This is a genomic window from uncultured Maribacter sp. (assembly GCF_947495965.1).
Classification (GTDB): Bacteria; Bacteroidota; Bacteroidia; order Flavobacteriales; family Flavobacteriaceae; genus Maribacter_B.
On the sequence record NZ_CANMBB010000003.1, the window covers coordinates 274288 to 291494 of the forward strand.

A 17207-nucleotide genomic window follows, 5' to 3' on the forward strand; every position below is an offset into this window, starting at 1 on the left:
AATAAGATAGTGAGCCTAAATGATGGTTCACTATCTTTGATTCTAATGACACAATTATCTAGACTTATAGCTATTCTTACTCTCTTAAAATCTAAACGAATTTTAACAGCAACAGAACTGTCTAATAAATACAATATTACTGTTAGAACAGTTTATAGAGATATAAAAAAACTAATAGACGCTGGTGTTCCTGTTGTTACTATTGAAGGCAAAGGATATACCTTAATGGATGGTTATACCGTAGCTCCTGTTCAATTTACAGAAAAAGAAGCCAATGCCCTAATAACTGCACAACATCTAGTAACCAAAAGTAATGATAGCTCTTTTGTAACAGATTATAAAGATGCTCTTGTTAAAATAAAATCTGTTTTTAAATCCTCCATTTTAGAAAAAAGCGAACACCTTAGTAATAAAATACATGTTTTTGATACTCGAGAGAAAAACATTGCAAGTAATGCTCTTTCTGAAATTCAATTAGCTATTACAAATTATAATTACGTAGAAATAAATTATAAAAAAGCAAATGACAACAATATTTCTTTTAGAAAAATAGAGCCATATGCCATTTTTTCGACAGAAAATAAATGGATATTAATTGCTTGGTGTTATATGAGAATAGCATATAGAGCCTTCCGCATAGATAGGATACAGCATTTTAAAATTTTACCCGAAACTTTTGAAGACCGAAAATTTAATATAAAAACCTTTTTTCAAAATGATCCTTATGAGATTAAAAATAATGGAAAAAACAAATAATTTTCTTTTCCTTATATGCAACATTTAGATGAACTTATTCCTTTATTTTCTAAATTAAAATTAAATATTTCTAATCTTATTTTTGAAAAAGAAAGTCTAGAATATGAAGCATGTACTTATAATTTAAATTTTTTTAAAGTTATAAGCAGAAAAGCAAAAGTTACCCCAAAAAAAATTGGTCAATTTGTAACCGTCTGGAAAAGAAACAAAGAAAATAGAACCACCCCTTTTAACCATAAAGACAATTTTGATTTTATAATCATTTTTTGCAAAAGAGAAGAAAATGCTGGTGTTTTTATATTTCCAAAGCAAATACTAGTTCAACACAAAATAATTTCTAAAGATAAAGAAGATGGGAAAAGAGGGTTTAGAGTCTACCCCTCTTGGGATTGTCCAACAAATAGAACTGCAAAAAACACCCAAAAATGGCAAATTAATTATTTTTTAAAACTTGCCACAGAACAATAAAAAGACATTTTATTACTAAAAAATACAGTTTATATTTTTTATTTATCGTAATATTACAATATTATAAAATACAAACTATGGGATTAGCCAAATCCGAAATGTTTACGGATAAACAAAATTTAATTTCTTCTTATGCTAAAGTGTTTGGGCATCCTGCAAGAGTTGCTATTTTAGAACATTTATTTGCCATTAATTCTTGCATTTGTGGCGACTTAGTAGATGTTATTGGACTAGCACAACCTACTATTTCTCAGCATTTAAAAGAATTAAAAAATATTAGCCTTATAAAAGGCAATGTAGAAGGTACTAGTGTATGTTATTGTATACACAAAGAAAACTGGACAGCAATGAAAGCTACAATTAACGAATTTCTAAATCAAGATATAAATTGTAACACAGATTGTTGTTAAAAAAATTTAATCGCATTAATTATAATATTGCAATAAAACAATATACTATGAAACTATCAGAAATTAAACAACACTTAAACAAATTAGAGAATATTTCATTTAAGCTTCCTAATGGAGAATTAGTTCCAAGCCATTTTCATGTAACCGAAGTTGGAAAAGTAACAAAGAATTTTATGGATTGTGGTGGTACAGTAAGAAATGAAGAAGTAGTTAATTTTCAATTATGGAATGCAGACGATTACAATCATAGATTACACCCAGAAAAATTAATTCATATCATAGAACTTTCTGAAAAAATTTTACACATTGGAGATTTAGAAATTGAAGTAGAATACCAAGGAGAAACTATAGAAAAATTTGGATTAGATTTTGATGGCACTAGTTTTTTATTAACTAGGAAACAAACAGATTGCCTTGCAAAAGACAATTGTGGGGTACCAGAAAAAAAGCAGAAAATTCAACTAAAAGAGTTACAAGCTACCGTAAACTCTTGTTCTCCAAACTCAGGTTGTTGTTAAATTTTTAAAAACCTTGGTCAATGTTATACAAAGAAATAATCACGCAAATAGAATCTTTAGATACCGCAACTATTTCTGAAGAAAGAAAATTAATAGTAAGCCCGTTAATAGATTTTATAAAAAGTAAAAAAGAGGCAGAAGAAGATATTAGAATAAATTTTATTTGCACGCATAACTCAAGACGTAGTCACTTATCTCAAGTTTGGGCACAAACTATTGCTGCTTATTTTAATATAAAAAACGTTTCTTGTTATTCTGGAGGCACAGAAGCTACTGCTCTTTTTCCAATGGCTGCAAAAGCCTTATCAACCTCTGGCTTTAAAATTGAAACTATCTCCAACGAAAAAAATCCAGTATACAGTATAAAAAATGGAGACAACAATCACCCTATTATAGGTTTCTCTAAAAAGTATGACGATAGTTTTAACCCAACCTCTAAATTTGCTGCTATTTTAACCTGTTCTAGTGCAGATCAAGGCTGCCCTTTTATTGTTGGTGCAGAAAAAAGAATTCCTATAACTTATGAGGATCCAAAAGCTTTTGATGATACACCACAACAGGAAGAAAAGTATTTAGAAAGAAGCATTCAAATAGCAACAGAATTATACTTTGTATTTTCTAAAATTAAATAAGAAATGGCAAAAAAATTAAGTTTTCTGGATAGTAAATTAACATTATGGATTTTTGTTGCTATGATTTTGGGTGTTGGCCTAGGAAATTTTCTTCCACAATTACCTAAATATATTAATGCTGCTAGTTCTGGTACAACTAACATACCAATTGCTATAGGGTTAATACTTATGATGTATCCACCTTTAGCTAAGGTAAATTACAAACTTTTACCTAAGGTATTTAAAGATGTTAAAGTCTTATCTGTCTCATTACTTTTAAATTGGATTATAGGGCCTGTGTTAATGTTTTTTCTTGCAATTACTTTTTTAAAAGATTATCCAGAATATATGGTTGGTCTTATTCTTATAGGGTTAGCAAGATGTATAGCCATGGTATTAGTTTGGAATGATTTAGCAGAAGGCAGTAGTGAATATGGAGCTGGTTTAGTAGCTTTAAATAGTATTTTTCAAGTTTTTGCTTACAGTTTTTATGCTTGGTTATTTATTACCGTGCTACCGCCATACTTTGGTTTTGAAGGTGTCATTGTAAATATATCTATTGGTACTATAGCAGAAAGTGTTGCTATATACCTAGGCATACCTTTTGCATTAGGAATACTAAGCAGAGTACTACTTGTAAAAGTTAAAGGAGAAAAATGGTATACCCAAAAATTTATTCCTACAATTTCTCCATTAACATTAATTTCTTTACTGTTTACAATAGTTCTTATGTTTTCTCTAAAAGGAGAATTAATATTAGAAATTCCTTTAGATGTGTTACGCATAGCCGTGCCGTTAGTTATTTATTTTGTATTAATGTTTGGTATAGCTTTTTTTGTGAGTAAGCTTGTTGGTGCTAATTATTCCAAAAATGCAGCTATTTCTTTTACCGCTGCTGGTAATAACTTTGAACTTGCTATAGCTGTTGCCATCGCTGTTTTTGGTTTAAATTCTGACCAAGCGTTTACAGGAGTTATTGGCCCTTTAATAGAAGTTCCTGCATTAATTTTGCTTGTAAAAGTGGCATATAAATTAAGAAAAAGAGTATACTCCTAAAGTATTCTTTTTCTTAATTTATTTTTTTCTTGTAAATTAAAAGATATATTACAATAACTTTGTGCGTATTATCCCCTAAAAAAGATAAGAAAAGGTAAAACAAATCTTATATTAATAGTATTAATAAGTCTTAAGGTTTACTAATGATAACAGCTCCTAACTATGTTAATGAAGAAGAAAGGTTAAAAACCTTAAGATCATACAAAATACTAGACACCCCTAACGAAGTACAGTATGATAGTCTTACCCAAATAGCTGCAGAAATATGCGAAACCCCTATTTCTTTTATAAACTTTGTTGATAAAGATAGAGTATGGTCAAAATCTAATTATGGTTTAGAAGTAACAGAAGCTCCAAGAGCTGACACATTTTGTACGCATGTTATTGATTTTAAAAATGGTGCCTTTGTTATCCCAGATGCTACTAAAGATAAACGCTTTAAAAACAACCCCTTTGTACTTAATTTTCCTAATATAATTTTCTACGCTTCCTACCCTATAACCAATAAAAAAGGAATAACCATTGGTAACCTTTGCGTTGTAGATACTATACCAAGAGAACTTACAAAAACACAACTTAACTTAATTAAAGTTCTTGCAAACCAAGCAATGAATTTATTAGAGTGCCATAAAAACAAAGAAAAAAATAAGGTTTTAGAAGAAAAAAATAAAGAACTAGAAAAGTTTGCATACGTAGCTGCGCATGACTTAAAATCTCCATTAAATAACATATATTCTTTGTCTTGTATATTGGCAGATATGTATACAGATAAGTTAGGAAAAGAAGGTGTTACGATTGTAAATCATATTATAAGTTCATCTAATAACTTAAAAAAGTTAATTAATGACGTTTTAGACTACAGTAAAGATTCTTCGATTTTAAAAAATAGCTGCTCAGATATCAACATCCTTAACTTACAAAATGAATTAGTAGATTTATTTTGTATTGACAAATCTATCTCCTTAAAAATTGAATCTGACCTAACAAGTATCCACACAAATTATACAGCTTTAAATCAAATTTTACAAAACCTTATAGACAACGCAATAAAATATAATGATAAAGACACCGTTAAAATTAAAATTGGTGTTAATGAAGATAAAGAAAAATATCACTTTTACGTTAAGGATAATGGTCCAGGCATTACACCTAGTAAACAACAAAAAATATTTAACATTTTTCAGACAGCAACAAGCAAAGATAAATATGGAAATTCCGGTCATGGTATTGGCCTGGCTACCGTAAAAAAATTAATACAACAAATGGATGGTGAAATTTCCTTAGAATCTACCAAAGAAATTGGCAGTAAATTTGTATTTAGTTTTAATAAAATATTAAAATAAAGCTACTCCTATTTAGCACTTTTTCCCTTTTCCAAACACAATACCTCTGACTCTCTAGTAAAGGTTATATAGCATTATAAACTATAAAAATTAAACTAAAAATAAATTAGTTAATTCTATTAACATTTTAAAAAATACTTTATCCTAAAAATTGTCGTTATATGCTAATACGTAATGTATTTCTTACATTTCACATTTAAAAATAATAAGGGTAATGATAGCACCAATAGAACATTTATATGAAAAAGAGCGTTTAAATGCTTTAAAATCTTACGAAGTTTTAGACACGCTTCCAGAAGAAGACTATGACAATCTAACCAAGATTGCGGCTCAAATTTGTGGCACTCCTATCTCTTTAGTAAGTCTATTAGATGAAACTAGACAATGGTTTAAATCTAGACATGGTATAGATGCTACAGAAACCCCTAGAGAATTAGCTTTTTGCGCTCATGCAATAAATTCTGAGGACGAAATTTTTAATATAAAAGATGCTAGAGAAGATGAAAGGTTTAAAGACAACCCTTTAGTTATAAAGGATCCTAATGTAATTTTCTATGCAGGTGTTCCTCTTACTAATGATGAGGGGCTTCCTGTTGGAACTCTATGCGTTATAGATCATAAACCAAGAACTTTAACTCAAACGCAAAAAGATTCTTTAAAAGCTTTGTCTAAACATGTCATGAATCTTTTAGAGCTTAGAAAAAATAAAATCTTATTGGAAGACTCTAATAAGGAATTAGCTATAAAGAATACCGAATTAGAAAATTTTGCATACACAACCGCTCATGATTTAAAAGCTCCATTAAATAATATTTCTTCCATGTCTGAACTAGTTATAGAAAGCTATTCGGACAAGTTAGAGGAAGATGGTTCTATAATGCTTGGTTTTATTAAAACATCCTCTGATAAATTAAAAAAATTGATTGATAGTTTATTAAATTACAGTAAAACCTCTTCCCTATTACACTCAGAACGTACAACTGTTAATATTACTACGATAGTAGAAGACTTACAAACTTTATATGCCTTTGAAAGCTCTGTAAATTTATTAGCAAAAACCAATTTAAAAACCATAACTATTAATAAAACTGCACTAGATCAAATTTTAATTAATTTGGTAGGAAATGCAATAAAATACGGTAATAAAGACGATTTAGAAATAATAATAGGAGTTTCTGAAAGCAAAGAAAATTATCATTTTTATGTACAAGATAATGGTCCTGGTATAGCTCTTAACCTACATGACAAAATATTTGAAATTTTTAAAACAGTAGGTGTAAAAGATAAATATGGCCAACAAGGAACTGGAATAGGTTTAGCTACCGTAAAGAAAATAGTTGAAAAACTGGGAGGAACAATTTCTGTTGAATCAGAAGAAGGTAAAGGTGCAAAATTTATTTTTAACATTACAAAAGATACAATTCCAAATATTCCGTTAGTAAAAGAAGCTGCTCTTTAATACGTAGAGACTTTAGATTTTGTCTCCTTAAATTGTTGCATCATATCTTCTATAATTTCTTTTGCAGGTTTTATATCTGAAATTAAAGCAGATACTTGCCCTATCTCTAATTCTCCCTCATCCATATCCCCTTCAAACATTCCTTTTTTGGCTCTTGCCCTCCCTAATAATTCTTTAAGTTCCTCAACAGAAGCTCCAGATTTATAGGCATTTTGAATATCCTGATAAAATTTATTATTTAATAAACGAACAGGAGCTAATTCTTTCAAAGTCAATTTAGTATCACCTTCCATAGCATTTACTACCATTTCTTTAAAGCGCATATGAGAAGAAGCCTCTGTAGATGCAACAAACCTACTTCCTATCTGTACAGCATCTGCCCCTAAAACCATAACTGCTAACATTGCATTTCCGGTAGCTATACCTCCTGCAGCTATGATTGGTATTTTTATATGTTGTTTAATTAATGGAATTAATGTTAATGTAGTAGATTCATCCCTTCCATTATGCCCACCGGCCTCAAAACCTTCTGCAACTATAGCATCTACCCCAGCTTCTTCTGCTTTTAGAGCAAATTTTAAACTACTTACAACATGTACAACTATTATACCTTGAGATTTAAGTTTAGATGTCCAAACTTTAGGATTCCCGGCAGAGGTAATCACAATCTTAACCCCAAGTTCTATTACTATATTTATTATTTCCTCTAAATCTGGGTATAACATAGGAATATTAACCGCAAATGGTTTATTGGTAGCCTCTTGGCACTTAAGAATGTGTTCTCTTAACACATTAGGATACATACTACCCGCCCCAATAACTCCTAAACCACCTGCATTAGATACTGCAGACGCCAATCGCCAACCACTTGCCCATATCATTCCGCCCTGAATAATAGGATGTTCTATTCCAAATAACTTTAATACTTTATTTTTCATACCTCAAAATAAGAATAATAAAATTATGCTATAACTCCGGAACCTAACAACTCATCTTCTACATACCAAGCTACAAATTGCCCTTCCGTAATTGCAGATTGGGGTTCTATAAAGTCTACATATAAACCATTTCTAGTTTTTACAACAGTAGCATCTTCTAAAGCTTGTCTATACCTAATTCGAGCTTTAACTTTTAATGATTCTCCTGTTTTTAAAGACAAATCTGGTCTTACCCAATGCGTCTCTTCATTGGATACAAAAAGAGTATTTCTATATAAACCTGGGTGACTTTTTCCTTGCCCTGTATATATTACATTTTCTTCTACATCTGTATCAATTACAAATAATGGTTCTTTTGTTCCTCCTACATTTAAACCTTTTCTTTGTCCTTTTGTAAAATAATGTGCTCCTTGATGCTCCCCTACTTTTTTCCCTTCAGAAACAGCATATATTGGCTTTTCTGAAGAAAAATATAATTTATCTTCCTCACTATTAAAACCAGCAACTTCTCGTGTATAAAAAGGATGTGTATTTGGTATTTCTACAATAATTCCTTTTTTAGGTTTTAGTTTTTGTTGTAAAAAATCGGGCAATCTTACTTTACCAATAAAACATAATCCTTGGGAATCTTTTTTATCCGCAGTAATTAAATTCATTTTTGTAGCAATTTCTCTAACCTCTGGCTTTTGCAGCTCCCCTATAGGAAACAATGTCTTAGATAATTGTTCTTGAGATAATTGACATAAAAAATAGGATTGGTCTTTATTTTGATCCTCCCCTGCTAAAAGCTGATATGTTTCTGTACCATCATTATTTTGTATAGTTCCTTTTCTACAATAATGGCCTGTAGCAACATAGTCTGCACCAAGTTGCATTGCTATTTTCATAAAAACATCAAACTTAATTTCTCTATTACAAAGTACATCTGGGTTTGGCGTTCTCCCCATTTCATACTCACGAAACATATAATCTACAATACGCTCTTTATATTCCTCACTTAGATCTACTGTCTGAAAAGGTATTCCTAACTTTTCCGCAACAATTAATGCATCATTACTATCTTCTAACCATGGACATTCTTCTGATATTGTAACAGAATCATCATGCCAATTTTTCATAAAAAGGCCTATAACATCATATCCCTGCTCCTTAAGAAGGTATGCAGCAACACTCGAATCTACTCCACCAGAAAGGCCTACAACTACTTTTTTCATTCTAAAAATTATATAGCCTACAAAAATACAAAATTACCTTGTTAGCAGCTTCAAATTTAAATTTCTCTTCAAAAATTATGTTTTGTTTAATTTTTTTATATATTTGTTAAACAAAATAAATACTGTCTTATATCATCTATATTATTAATAAACAATACTTTATATAATTTAAATAAAATATTGTTTATATATTTAATATAAAAACTGAACAAATTAATTAAAATTTAAGCCATGAAAAAACTATTAAAAATGAAACGTTTCTTATTACTATCATGTTTTTGTATTGCACTTTTTTCTTGTGACAAAAACGATGATACACCAGAAGAAAAACCAACAGAACTTAACATTACTGCAACTGCACAAGCAACAGAATCTCTAAGCTCTTTAGTTGCTGCTCTAATACAGGCCGATGCAGGCTTAGTTGAAGCTCTAGCCAATGAAAATGCTACCTTTACTGTTTTTGCGCCAACTAATGATGCTTTTACTACCCTATTAGGAAATTTAGATGATTTTGATTCTTTGGAAGATTTTGATACGGAAGAAGAAAAAGCTCTACTTACTCAAATTCTTAAATATCATGTTGTTGCTGATATTGCTGCAAAATCTACAGATCTAAGTGATGGCCAAATGATTACTACATTGCAAGAGGAAGATGTAACTATTGCTCTAGAATCTTCTTCAGTTAAGATAAAAGATAAAACAGCTACAGACGCTACTGTTACTGCAGCAGATGTAATTGCTACCAATGGCGTTGTACATCTTATAGATAAAGTACTTTTGCCACAAGCAGTTATTGACGCCATTAATTCTCCTGGCAACTTAGTGAGTATTGTCATTGAAACTGAGCCACTTTCCCTATTAAAAGATGCTGTAATAAAAGCTGATTTAGTAGAAACTTTATCTAGTGAAGGTCCTTTCACTGTATTTGCACCAACAAATGATGCTTTTGTAGCATTATTAGAGGTTCTTGGGGATGATTATAATAGTTTAGACGATTTTGATACGGAAGAAGAAATTAATTTATTAAAAAACATTCTTCTTTTTCATGTAATACCAAATGCTACAGTAAAAGCAGGAGATTTAACTGCAGGAGAAGTAGGAACTGCATTCACAAACAACTCTATTAGTATTATAGATAACCAAGGAACTTTTGTTATAGGAGATGCATCTGATGTTAATACAAATATAACTGGCACAGATATTATAGCTTCAAACGGAGTAGCACACACCATAGATAAAGTTCTTTTACCGCAAGCAGCTATAGATTTTGTTACAAATTTAAATTTAAAAACAATAGTAGAATTAGCTGTTGCTACAAACGACTTAAGTGTTCTTGTTAGCACTTTGCAACAAGCAGATGCTGGTCTTGTTGAAACCTTGTCTGGAGATGGACCATTTACTGTTTTTGCACCAACAAATGATGCTTTTGTTGCATTATTAGAAAGTTTAGGAGATGAATATAATGCTGTAAGCGATTTTGATACAGATGAAGAAAAAGCTTTACTTGTAAAAATTCTTACCTATCATGTAATTGGTAACACTACTGCCTTATCTACAGATTTATCTGATAATCAAGAAATTACAACTTTACAATCTGAAAAAATTACAATTAGTTTAACTGGTGGCGTTTATATTACTGATGCAACAGATACTCCCGCACAAGTAACAGCTGCAGATGTTATTGCTAGTAACGGTGTTGTTCATATTATTGATAAGGTTTTATTGCCACAAGAAGTTTTAGATATACTTAATCCAAATATTGTAGGAACAGCACAAAGCGTTCCAGATTTAAGCCTTTTAGTGGAAGCTCTTATACAAGCTGATGCTGGTTTAGTTGAAACTCTTAGTGGAGATGGACCATTTACAGTATTTGCTCCAACTAATGCAGCTTTTGCTAGTCTTTTAGACATTTTAGGCAATGATTATAATAGTTTAGCAGATTTTGATACGGAAGAAGAAAAAGCTTTACTAGCTAAAATACTTACCTATCATGTTGTTTCTGGTGCTGCTGTAGAATCCTCAAGTTTAACTAACCAACAAGAAATAATTCCTATACAAGGAGAATCCATTTTTGCATTAGTTGGTAATGGTGTAGCGTTACAAGATAAAACATCCACAGATGCAAATGTTACCACAGCTGATGTTATGACAAGTAATGGTATTGTTCATATAATAGACAAAGTCCTATTACCAAAAGAAGCACTAGATGCTTTAGGACATTAAGAGTCCCCGAGATATTAACTAAGTATAGTTTATATTTCGCTTTTAGAATCCCTTTTCATTACTATTCTATAGTTATGTGAGGGATTCTTTTTGTTTAAAAAACAAAAATGTAAGAAAAAACTTTCTATAATAATTTAATTTTTATTCCTTAAAAAAGTTAAACAACATACCAAGAACCTTTAGCATACAAAATCACCTATTTTACAACTAATACTTTTTAAAGCTTTAAAAGGGTTGCATCTTTGAAATCCCAAATCTTACCATAGACTTTTAACAAAAAAAGGCTCCTACTAAAATAGAAGCCTTTTTTTTTTTATGTGTTACAGCCTTATTATTTCTTTTTCTGCGCTTCTGCTTGCTCCATCATTTCGCGCATTTTCTTTTGGAATTTGTTTTCCTTTTTTGGCTTGGTTTTATTTTCTTGTATTTGTGCATGAATTTTAGCATCATCTAAAATAAACTTCTTTATAACCAACATAATCCCTATTGTAATTAAGTTAGACACAAAATAATACAAACTTAATCCACTGGCATAATTATTAAAGAAAAACAACATCATAAAAGGCATTAAATACATAATAAACTTCATGTTAGGCATACCTGGTTGTTGTGGCATATTTTGCCCAGTAGTCATTTGCATATAAAAGAATATTGCAATAGATGCTAATATTGGAAATAAACTAATATGATCCCCATAAAAAGGAATAGAAAATCCTTCTGGGAATTGATAAATAGTATCAAAAGAAGAAAGGTCATCTGCCCATAAGAATGATTTTTGCCTAAGCGCAAAAGATGTTGGAAAAAACATGAATAATGCATAAAAAATAGGCATTTGTATAAATGCTGGTATACAGCCACTCATAGGGCTCACTCCTGCTTTATTATACAGCTTCATAGTTTCTTGCTGCTTTTTCATTGCATTATCTTTATACTTTTCTCCAAGCTCTGTAATTTCTGGTTTTAATACCTTCATTTTAGCTTGCGATAAGTAGGATTTATACGTTACAGGAGACATTGCTAAACGAACTAAAATAGTCATCACAACAATTGCAATACCATAAGGTAAAAAAGAACTTAGTAAAGAATAAAATGGCGTAAATACATATCTATTTATCCATCCAAAAATACCCCATCCAAAAGGTATAGAATCTTCTAATCCTAATTCTTTATACTCTGATAAAACTTTTACATCTGTAGGGCCATAGTACCAATTTAAATTTTCAGAAATTTCACCTCCTTTTATCTCTAAAGGCACTACAGAACTATATTCTTTTGTAAACTTATCTGTTTTATTTTCTTCTTCTACTAAATTTACAGAAGCTAAGTATGCGTTTTTAAAAGAATTATCATTTGCTAAGATTGAGCTAAAGAAATGCTGTCTATAGGATAACCATTTTACATCTTCTTCTTTCTCATCATCATCACTACTTTCAGAAAGTTTACTTATTTTACCATCTTCATGATTATAGGTTAACCTAGTATATCTGTTTTCATATTGTATACTTTTAGAATGACGTATTCCTTTTAGTTTCCAAGATAATTTCACAGGTTGACTTGTATTAATAACCCCATTTAAACCTTGCGATTTCACAGAAAAATCTATTAAATAATCTCCCTGCTTCATTTCATAACGATACTCTAAAAACTGATTTGCCGAAATCTTAGCTTTCATGGAAAGCACAGAATTACCGTTATTCTCTGTTAAAGTAGGTTCAAAGTATAAATCTTGTGTATCTAAAACTCTATTATCTGATGTAGAAAAATTTAAACCAAAAGAAGCATTACCATCTTTTACCAAATAAACCGGAATAGAATCATAGGTAACAAAGGTTTTCATCTTTGCTTCTATAATTTGACCTCCTTTATTACTAACTTTTAAATAAACTAAATCATTTTGTATTTCTGTAATACCATCAGAAGTAGAAGTATAACCAAAAGCACCTATCGTACTTTTATAATTAGCAACTGCTGTAGAATCTTGTAAATTTAATACAGGAGTTTTATTTTCCTCTGCTATTTGAGGGTTCTGATTTTCTGATGCCTCTTTTGCTTCTAAAAGTTCTTGTTTAGCTTTCTGAGCCTCTACCTCTTCTGGAGTTGGCTTGTTTTGATAAAACATGAAAAGGAGAATTCCAAAAATAAGCACAAAGCCAATAATAGATTTTACATCTAGTTTTTTTTCTTCCATAAGGATAACCTAATTAAAATTCGGTAATTTATTAGTTAAAACCTGAGCAAAAATAAGCCCATTTGTTTTTTCATGCCATTGTGGCACTATTCTTCTTTTTTATGACGTAAAGCTGCTTTAACAAACCCAACAAATAAAGGGTGAGGATTTGCAACCGTACTTTTGTATTCTGGGTGGTACTGTACACCTATGAACCAAGGATGACTGGCAATTTCTACAATTTCTACTAGTCCTGTTTCTTTATTTATACCAGATGCTATTAAACCTGCAGCTTCTAATTGTTCTTTATAATCATTATTAAACTCATATCTATGGCGATGTCTTTCTGTAATATCTAACTGATTATCATAAACTTTAGAAACAAGGCTATTTTCTACTAAATGGCAATCCCAAGCACCTAAACGCATAGTACCACCTTTATTAGTTATTGTTTTTTGCTCTTTCATTAAATTAATGACAGGGTCTGATGTATTTTCTTCCATTTCTGTAGAATTAGCATCAGCAAGAGCTAAAACATTTCTTGAATACTCTATAACCGCCATTTGCATTCCTAAACAAATTCCTAAAAAAGGAACTCCTTTTTCTCTTGCATACTGTACGGCCTTAACTTTTCCTTCTATACCTCTTTCTCCAAAGCCTGGAGCTACCAAAATACCATCTAAGCCAGTTAATTTACTTTCAAAATTACTTTTGGTTAAATACTCCGAGTGTATAGATTTTACATTAACACGAACTTCATTTACTGCTCCTGCATGAATAAAAGCTTCTAAGATAGATTTATAAGAATCTTGTAATTCTACATATTTCCCAATTAAACCTATCGTTACTTCGTTTTGCGGGTTCTTGTGTTTTCTTAAAAAATCTTTCCAAGTACCTAAGTCTGGTTCTACTGTATCTGGTAAGGCTAATCTTTTTAAAGTTACTGTATCTAGCCCTTCTTGTTGCATTAAAATAGGAACATCATAAATTGTAGAAGCATCAATAGATTGTATAACAGCTTCTCTTTTAACGTTGCAAAAAAGTGCAAGTTTCTTTTTTATATCGTCCGATATTTCATGTTCTGTTCTACAAACAAGAATATCTGCCTTAATACCACTTTCCATTAATGTTTTAACAGAATGTTGCGTAGGCTTAGTCTTTAATTCACCGGCTGCAGAAAGATAAGGCACTAATGTTAAGTGTATTACAATACCATTATCATCTCCCAACTCCCACAATAACTGTCTTACAGCTTCTATATATGGTAAAGACTCTATATCACCAACAGTACCACCAATTTCTGTTATTACAATATCGTAGTCCCCAGATTTCCCTAAAAGCTGAATACGGTGCTTAATTTCATTTGTAATATGAGGTACTACTTGTACCGTTTTCCCTAAAAACTCTCCCCTTCTCTCCTTTTCTATTACACTTTGGTAAATTCTACCAGTAGTAACATTATTAGCTTGTGAGGTTCTAACATTTAAAAAACGTTCGTAATGCCCAAGGTCTAAATCTGTTTCTGCACCATCATCGGTAACATAACATTCTCCGTGTTCATAAGGATTAAGTGTTCCAGGATCTACATTAATATAGGGATCCAACTTTTGGATCGTAGTCCTATAACCACGAGCTTGCAATAACTTTGCAAGAGAGGCTGCTATTATTCCTTTTCCTAGAGAAGATGTAACCCCACCGGTTACAAAAATGTATTTAGTCTGTGACATGAAGCGTTAGGTTGATTTCTTAACGCGAGCAAAAATACAAATTGCTAAAGGAAATTAAAGATAATCCTTAGGAAAATCTTTCTGTATTTTATGAATTAGAGATTCTAGACCGTTTACTTTAATTTCATGCATAGCACTAAGTAAGCTCCCTAATTTTCCTTCTGGAAACCCTTTTTGATAAAACCAAGTATAATATGGTTCTGGTATATCTACTAAATAACGCCCTTTATATTTTCCGTAAGGCATTCTATAATGAGCTAATTCTATAAGTTTCTTTTTATCTGGTTCTATTTTCATTTTCTTATTTATTACCATATCTTTATTCACGTACTTATTACATTTATTATAACTATTTTACAAATAAACAATTACAAACCAGTAAATTAACAACATGAAAAGAAGAACATTTATTGGCACATCTGCCGCGGCATCTGTTGGCTTAGTTGCTTGCAAAACAGCTAGTGCGCAAGAAAAAAAGCAAGATATGGGATTTAAACTTAAAAATAACATTAACCACAGCGTTTGCCATTGGTGTTTTAAAGATATTCCTTTAGAAGATTTTTTAAAAACTTTAAATGAGTTAGGAGTAACTGCTGTAGATTTAATGGGGCCTGAGGAATGGCCGTTATTAAAAAAATATAATATTCATAGTGCTATGTGTAATGGTGCCGAAATAGGGCTTACAAAAGGTTGGAACAATCCTAAATATCATGAAACATTAATTAAAAACTACACAGATATTATCCCAAAAGTAGCTGAGGCTGGTTACACAAATCTTATTTGCTTTAGTGGAAATAGAGACGGAATGGACGATAAAACTGGTTTACAAAACTGTGTTAACGGGTTAAAACAAATAATGCCTTTGGCAGAAAAACATGGTGTAGTTTTACAAATGGAACTATTTAATCAAATTAATCATCCAGATTATATGTGCGATACTTCTGCCTGGGGTATAGAACTATGTAAAGCATTAGGTTCCGAAAATTTTAAATTACTTTATGATATTTATCACATGCAAATTCAAGAAGGTGATATTATACGTTCTATACAAGACAATCACCAATATTTTGGCCACTACCATACTGCTGGCGTTCCTGGAAGGCATGAGATAGATGAAAGTCAGGAATTATATTACCCTGCAATTATGAAAGCCATTTTAGCTACTGGTTATAAAGGATATGTTGCACAAGAATTTATTCCTGCTAGGGAAGGTAAATTAGACTCCTTAAAACAAGGTTTTTTAATTTGTGATGTTTAACTTATACAATGATTATGAAATCAATTACAAAAATAATGTTGATTTGTTTTGCTTTATGTATTTTGACAGCTTGCGAACAAGAAGATACTAGTTTTTATGAGGAAACTACTAATTCCAATATTAAAGATAGAAAAGAGCACGATATTTCTTCTGAAATAAAAAACACAACAAATGCCAGTTCAGGAGGAATTCGTTTATGTGCTGGTGGAGCTTAAAATTTAAACTAACAAGCACATATAACAATTGCTATTTGTGCTTGCTTTTTTTTAACCATACACTTAAAAATTTTATTACAAAGGGTTTTTCTAGATATTAGAAAGTCTCCTAAGAAATTCTTCTTTTCTCCGTACTGCAACTTCTACATAAGCACCTTCTTTCATTAAAGCATACCCTCCCTTGCCCTTTACATATTTATCTACCATCAATAAATTAATTAAATGAGAATGATGTATTCTAAAAAAATTATGCCTCTCCAAAAGATTTTCAAAATATTTCAAAGTTTTTGCCACTGTTATTTTTTTATTCCCTTTAAGATATATGTGGGTATAACTGGTATCTGATTGACATCGGATTATATTTAAAACATCAACAAGAGTTAAACCCTCTACTGTAGGCACTGCAATTTTCCTTAAACCACTATTCTGTTTTTCTTCTAAATTATGAAACAATACTTCCATTTTTTTAGATAGTTCTTTTAGAGAAGATTTTTGCTTTAACTTTTCAATAGCTTTACCAAACTCTTCTTTATCTATTGGCTTTAACAGATAATCTAAAGCTGAAAATTTAAATGCTTCTATCGCATAATTATTATAAGCAGTTGTAAAAATAATCTCAAAATTTATAGCAGAAAGCTGTCTTAATAAATCGAAGCCAGTTTGCTCATAAATCTGGACATCTAAAAAAACTACATCTGGCAATTCCTCTTCAATACTAATCTTCGCTTCTTCCACCGTAGTAACTACTTTAACCACAGTAATACTATTAACATACTTTAAAAGTAGTTTTAAAAGTCTATCGATACAATGTTGCTCATCATCAACAATAATTGCTCTCATCATA

General features: G+C 30.8%; 17 protein-coding genes. 11 read left to right on the forward strand and 6 right to left on the reverse strand.

Features of this window, described 5'->3' with window-relative positions:
- The first annotated feature begins 9 nt into the window (after window positions 1-9).
- From Q0820_RS09165 to Q0820_RS09200, 8 genes are all read left to right on the forward strand, one after another.
- Window positions 10-756: a YafY family protein gene (locus Q0820_RS09165; RefSeq protein ID WP_298487172.1), complete on the forward strand. Its 747-nt coding sequence runs from the start codon at window positions 10-12 to the stop codon at window positions 754-756.
- A 15-nt stretch (window positions 757-771) separates the two neighbouring features.
- A complete protein-coding gene (locus tag Q0820_RS09170) occupies window positions 772-1224 on the forward strand; it encodes a MepB family protein (protein WP_298487174.1) in 453 nt (150 codons plus the stop codon).
- 77 nt (window positions 1225-1301) lie between these two features.
- Window positions 1302-1634 (forward strand): metalloregulator ArsR/SmtB family transcription factor, encoded by a 333-nt coding sequence (locus Q0820_RS09175; RefSeq protein ID WP_298487176.1) that lies wholly within the window; start codon window positions 1302-1304, stop codon window positions 1632-1634.
- 47 nt (window positions 1635-1681) lie between these two features.
- Window positions 1682-2152, forward strand: a complete 471-nt coding sequence (locus Q0820_RS09180) for a DUF6428 family protein (RefSeq protein WP_298487178.1) — start codon at window positions 1682-1684, stop codon at window positions 2150-2152.
- A gap of 20 nt (window positions 2153-2172) precedes the next feature.
- The gene (locus tag Q0820_RS09185) at window positions 2173-2784 is read left to right on the forward strand and encodes a protein-tyrosine-phosphatase (protein ID WP_298487180.1); all 612 of its coding nucleotides are present in this window, start codon (window positions 2173-2175) and stop codon (window positions 2782-2784) included.
- Window positions 2785-2787: 3 nt separating this feature from the next.
- Window positions 2788-3819: an ACR3 family arsenite efflux transporter gene (arsB, locus tag Q0820_RS09190; protein ID WP_298487182.1), complete on the forward strand. Its 1032-nt coding sequence runs from the start codon at window positions 2788-2790 to the stop codon at window positions 3817-3819.
- A gap of 143 nt (window positions 3820-3962) precedes the next feature.
- Window positions 3963-5162 carry a GAF domain-containing sensor histidine kinase gene (locus Q0820_RS09195; RefSeq protein ID WP_298487184.1) on the forward strand — a complete coding sequence of 400 codons (1200 nt, stop codon included), beginning with the start codon at window positions 3963-3965 and terminating at the stop codon, window positions 5160-5162.
- Between the two features lie 214 nt (window positions 5163-5376).
- Window positions 5377-6621 carry an ATP-binding protein gene (locus Q0820_RS09200; protein WP_298487186.1) on the forward strand — a complete coding sequence of 415 codons (1245 nt, stop codon included), beginning with the start codon at window positions 5377-5379 and terminating at the stop codon, window positions 6619-6621.
- Here the strand turns inward: Q0820_RS09200 and Q0820_RS09205 are convergent.
- Complete coding sequence (locus Q0820_RS09205) at window positions 6618-7559, reverse strand: nitronate monooxygenase (RefSeq protein ID WP_298487188.1); 942 nt, start codon at window positions 7557-7559, stop codon at window positions 6618-6620. The genes Q0820_RS09200 and Q0820_RS09205 overlap by 4 nt on opposite strands.
- A gap of 23 nt (window positions 7560-7582) precedes the next feature.
- Window positions 7583-8773, reverse strand: a complete 1191-nt coding sequence (gene mnmA, locus Q0820_RS09210; protein WP_298487190.1) for a tRNA 2-thiouridine(34) synthase MnmA — start codon at window positions 8771-8773, stop codon at window positions 7583-7585.
- Window positions 8774-9004: 231 nt separating this feature from the next.
- Here mnmA and Q0820_RS09215 point away from each other — a divergent pair, with 231 nt between their 5' ends.
- On the forward strand, window positions 9005-10996 hold the full coding sequence (locus Q0820_RS09215; RefSeq protein ID WP_298487192.1) for a fasciclin domain-containing protein: 1992 nt from the start codon (window positions 9005-9007) through the stop codon (window positions 10994-10996).
- A gap of 331 nt (window positions 10997-11327) precedes the next feature.
- Here the strand turns inward: Q0820_RS09215 and yidC are convergent, their stop codons facing one another.
- The 3 genes from yidC to Q0820_RS09230 form a co-directional block, all read right to left on the reverse strand.
- Window positions 11328-13184: a membrane protein insertase YidC gene (gene yidC, locus Q0820_RS09220; RefSeq protein ID WP_298487193.1), complete on the reverse strand. Its 1857-nt coding sequence runs from the start codon at window positions 13182-13184 to the stop codon at window positions 11328-11330.
- A gap of 86 nt (window positions 13185-13270) precedes the next feature.
- Window positions 13271-14890 (reverse strand): CTP synthase, encoded by a 1620-nt coding sequence (locus tag Q0820_RS09225; protein WP_298487195.1) that lies wholly within the window; start codon window positions 14888-14890, stop codon window positions 13271-13273.
- Window positions 14891-14944: 54 nt separating this feature from the next.
- Window positions 14945-15187, reverse strand: a complete 243-nt coding sequence (locus Q0820_RS09230) for a DUF3820 family protein (protein WP_298487198.1) — start codon at window positions 15185-15187, stop codon at window positions 14945-14947.
- A gap of 94 nt (window positions 15188-15281) precedes the next feature.
- On the opposite strand from Q0820_RS09230, the gene Q0820_RS09235 reads away from it, so the two are divergent.
- Window positions 15282-16148 (forward strand): TIM barrel protein, encoded by an 867-nt coding sequence (locus tag Q0820_RS09235; RefSeq protein WP_298487200.1) that lies wholly within the window; start codon window positions 15282-15284, stop codon window positions 16146-16148.
- Window positions 16149-16156: 8 nt separating this feature from the next.
- Window positions 16157-16363, forward strand: coding sequence for a hypothetical protein (locus Q0820_RS09240; protein ID WP_298487201.1), 207 nt, complete (start codon window positions 16157-16159; stop codon window positions 16361-16363).
- Window positions 16364-16453: 90 nt separating this feature from the next.
- Here the strand turns inward: Q0820_RS09240 and Q0820_RS09245 are convergent, their stop codons facing one another.
- The gene (locus Q0820_RS09245) at window positions 16454-17206 is read right to left on the reverse strand and encodes a LytTR family DNA-binding domain-containing protein (RefSeq protein ID WP_298487203.1); all 753 of its coding nucleotides are present in this window, start codon (window positions 17204-17206) and stop codon (window positions 16454-16456) included.
- Window position 17207: the final 1 nt, after the last annotated feature.

Bases quoted from the DNA above. Each gene is read 5' to 3' on its own strand.
- Q0820_RS09200 (WP_298487186.1), top strand. From the start codon at position 5,377: ATGATAGCACCAATAGAACATTTATATGAAAAAGAGCGTTTAAATGCT.
- Q0820_RS09175 (WP_298487176.1), top strand. From the start codon at position 1,302: ATGGGATTAGCCAAATCCGAAATGTTTACGGATAAACAAAATTTAATT.
- Q0820_RS09205 (WP_298487188.1), bottom strand. From the start codon at position 7,559: ATGAAAAATAAAGTATTAAAGTTATTTGGAATAGAACATCCTATTATT.
- yidC (WP_298487193.1), bottom strand. From the start codon at position 13,184: ATGGAAGAAAAAAAACTAGATGTAAAATCTATTATTGGCTTTGTGCTT.
- Q0820_RS09235 (WP_298487200.1), top strand. From the start codon at position 15,282: ATGAAAAGAAGAACATTTATTGGCACATCTGCCGCGGCATCTGTTGGC.
- Q0820_RS09185 (WP_298487180.1), top strand. From the start codon at position 2,173: ATGTTATACAAAGAAATAATCACGCAAATAGAATCTTTAGATACCGCA.
- Q0820_RS09230 (WP_298487198.1), bottom strand. From the start codon at position 15,187: ATGAAAATAGAACCAGATAAAAAGAAACTTATAGAATTAGCTCATTAT.
- Q0820_RS09180 (WP_298487178.1), top strand. From the start codon at position 1,682: ATGAAACTATCAGAAATTAAACAACACTTAAACAAATTAGAGAATATT.
- mnmA (WP_298487190.1), bottom strand. From the start codon at position 8,773: ATGAAAAAAGTAGTTGTAGGCCTTTCTGGTGGAGTAGATTCGAGTGTT.
- Q0820_RS09170 (WP_298487174.1), top strand. From the start codon at position 772: ATGCAACATTTAGATGAACTTATTCCTTTATTTTCTAAATTAAAATTA.
- Q0820_RS09215 (WP_298487192.1), top strand. From the start codon at position 9,005: ATGAAAAAACTATTAAAAATGAAACGTTTCTTATTACTATCATGTTTT.
- arsB (WP_298487182.1), top strand. From the start codon at position 2,788: ATGGCAAAAAAATTAAGTTTTCTGGATAGTAAATTAACATTATGGATT.
- Q0820_RS09240 (WP_298487201.1), top strand. From the start codon at position 16,157: ATGATTATGAAATCAATTACAAAAATAATGTTGATTTGTTTTGCTTTA.
- Q0820_RS09225 (WP_298487195.1), bottom strand. From the start codon at position 14,890: ATGTCACAGACTAAATACATTTTTGTAACCGGTGGGGTTACATCTTCT.
- Q0820_RS09195 (WP_298487184.1), top strand. From the start codon at position 3,963: ATGATAACAGCTCCTAACTATGTTAATGAAGAAGAAAGGTTAAAAACC.
- Q0820_RS09245 (WP_298487203.1), bottom strand. From the start codon at position 17,206: ATGATGAGAGCAATTATTGTTGATGATGAGCAACATTGTATCGATAGA.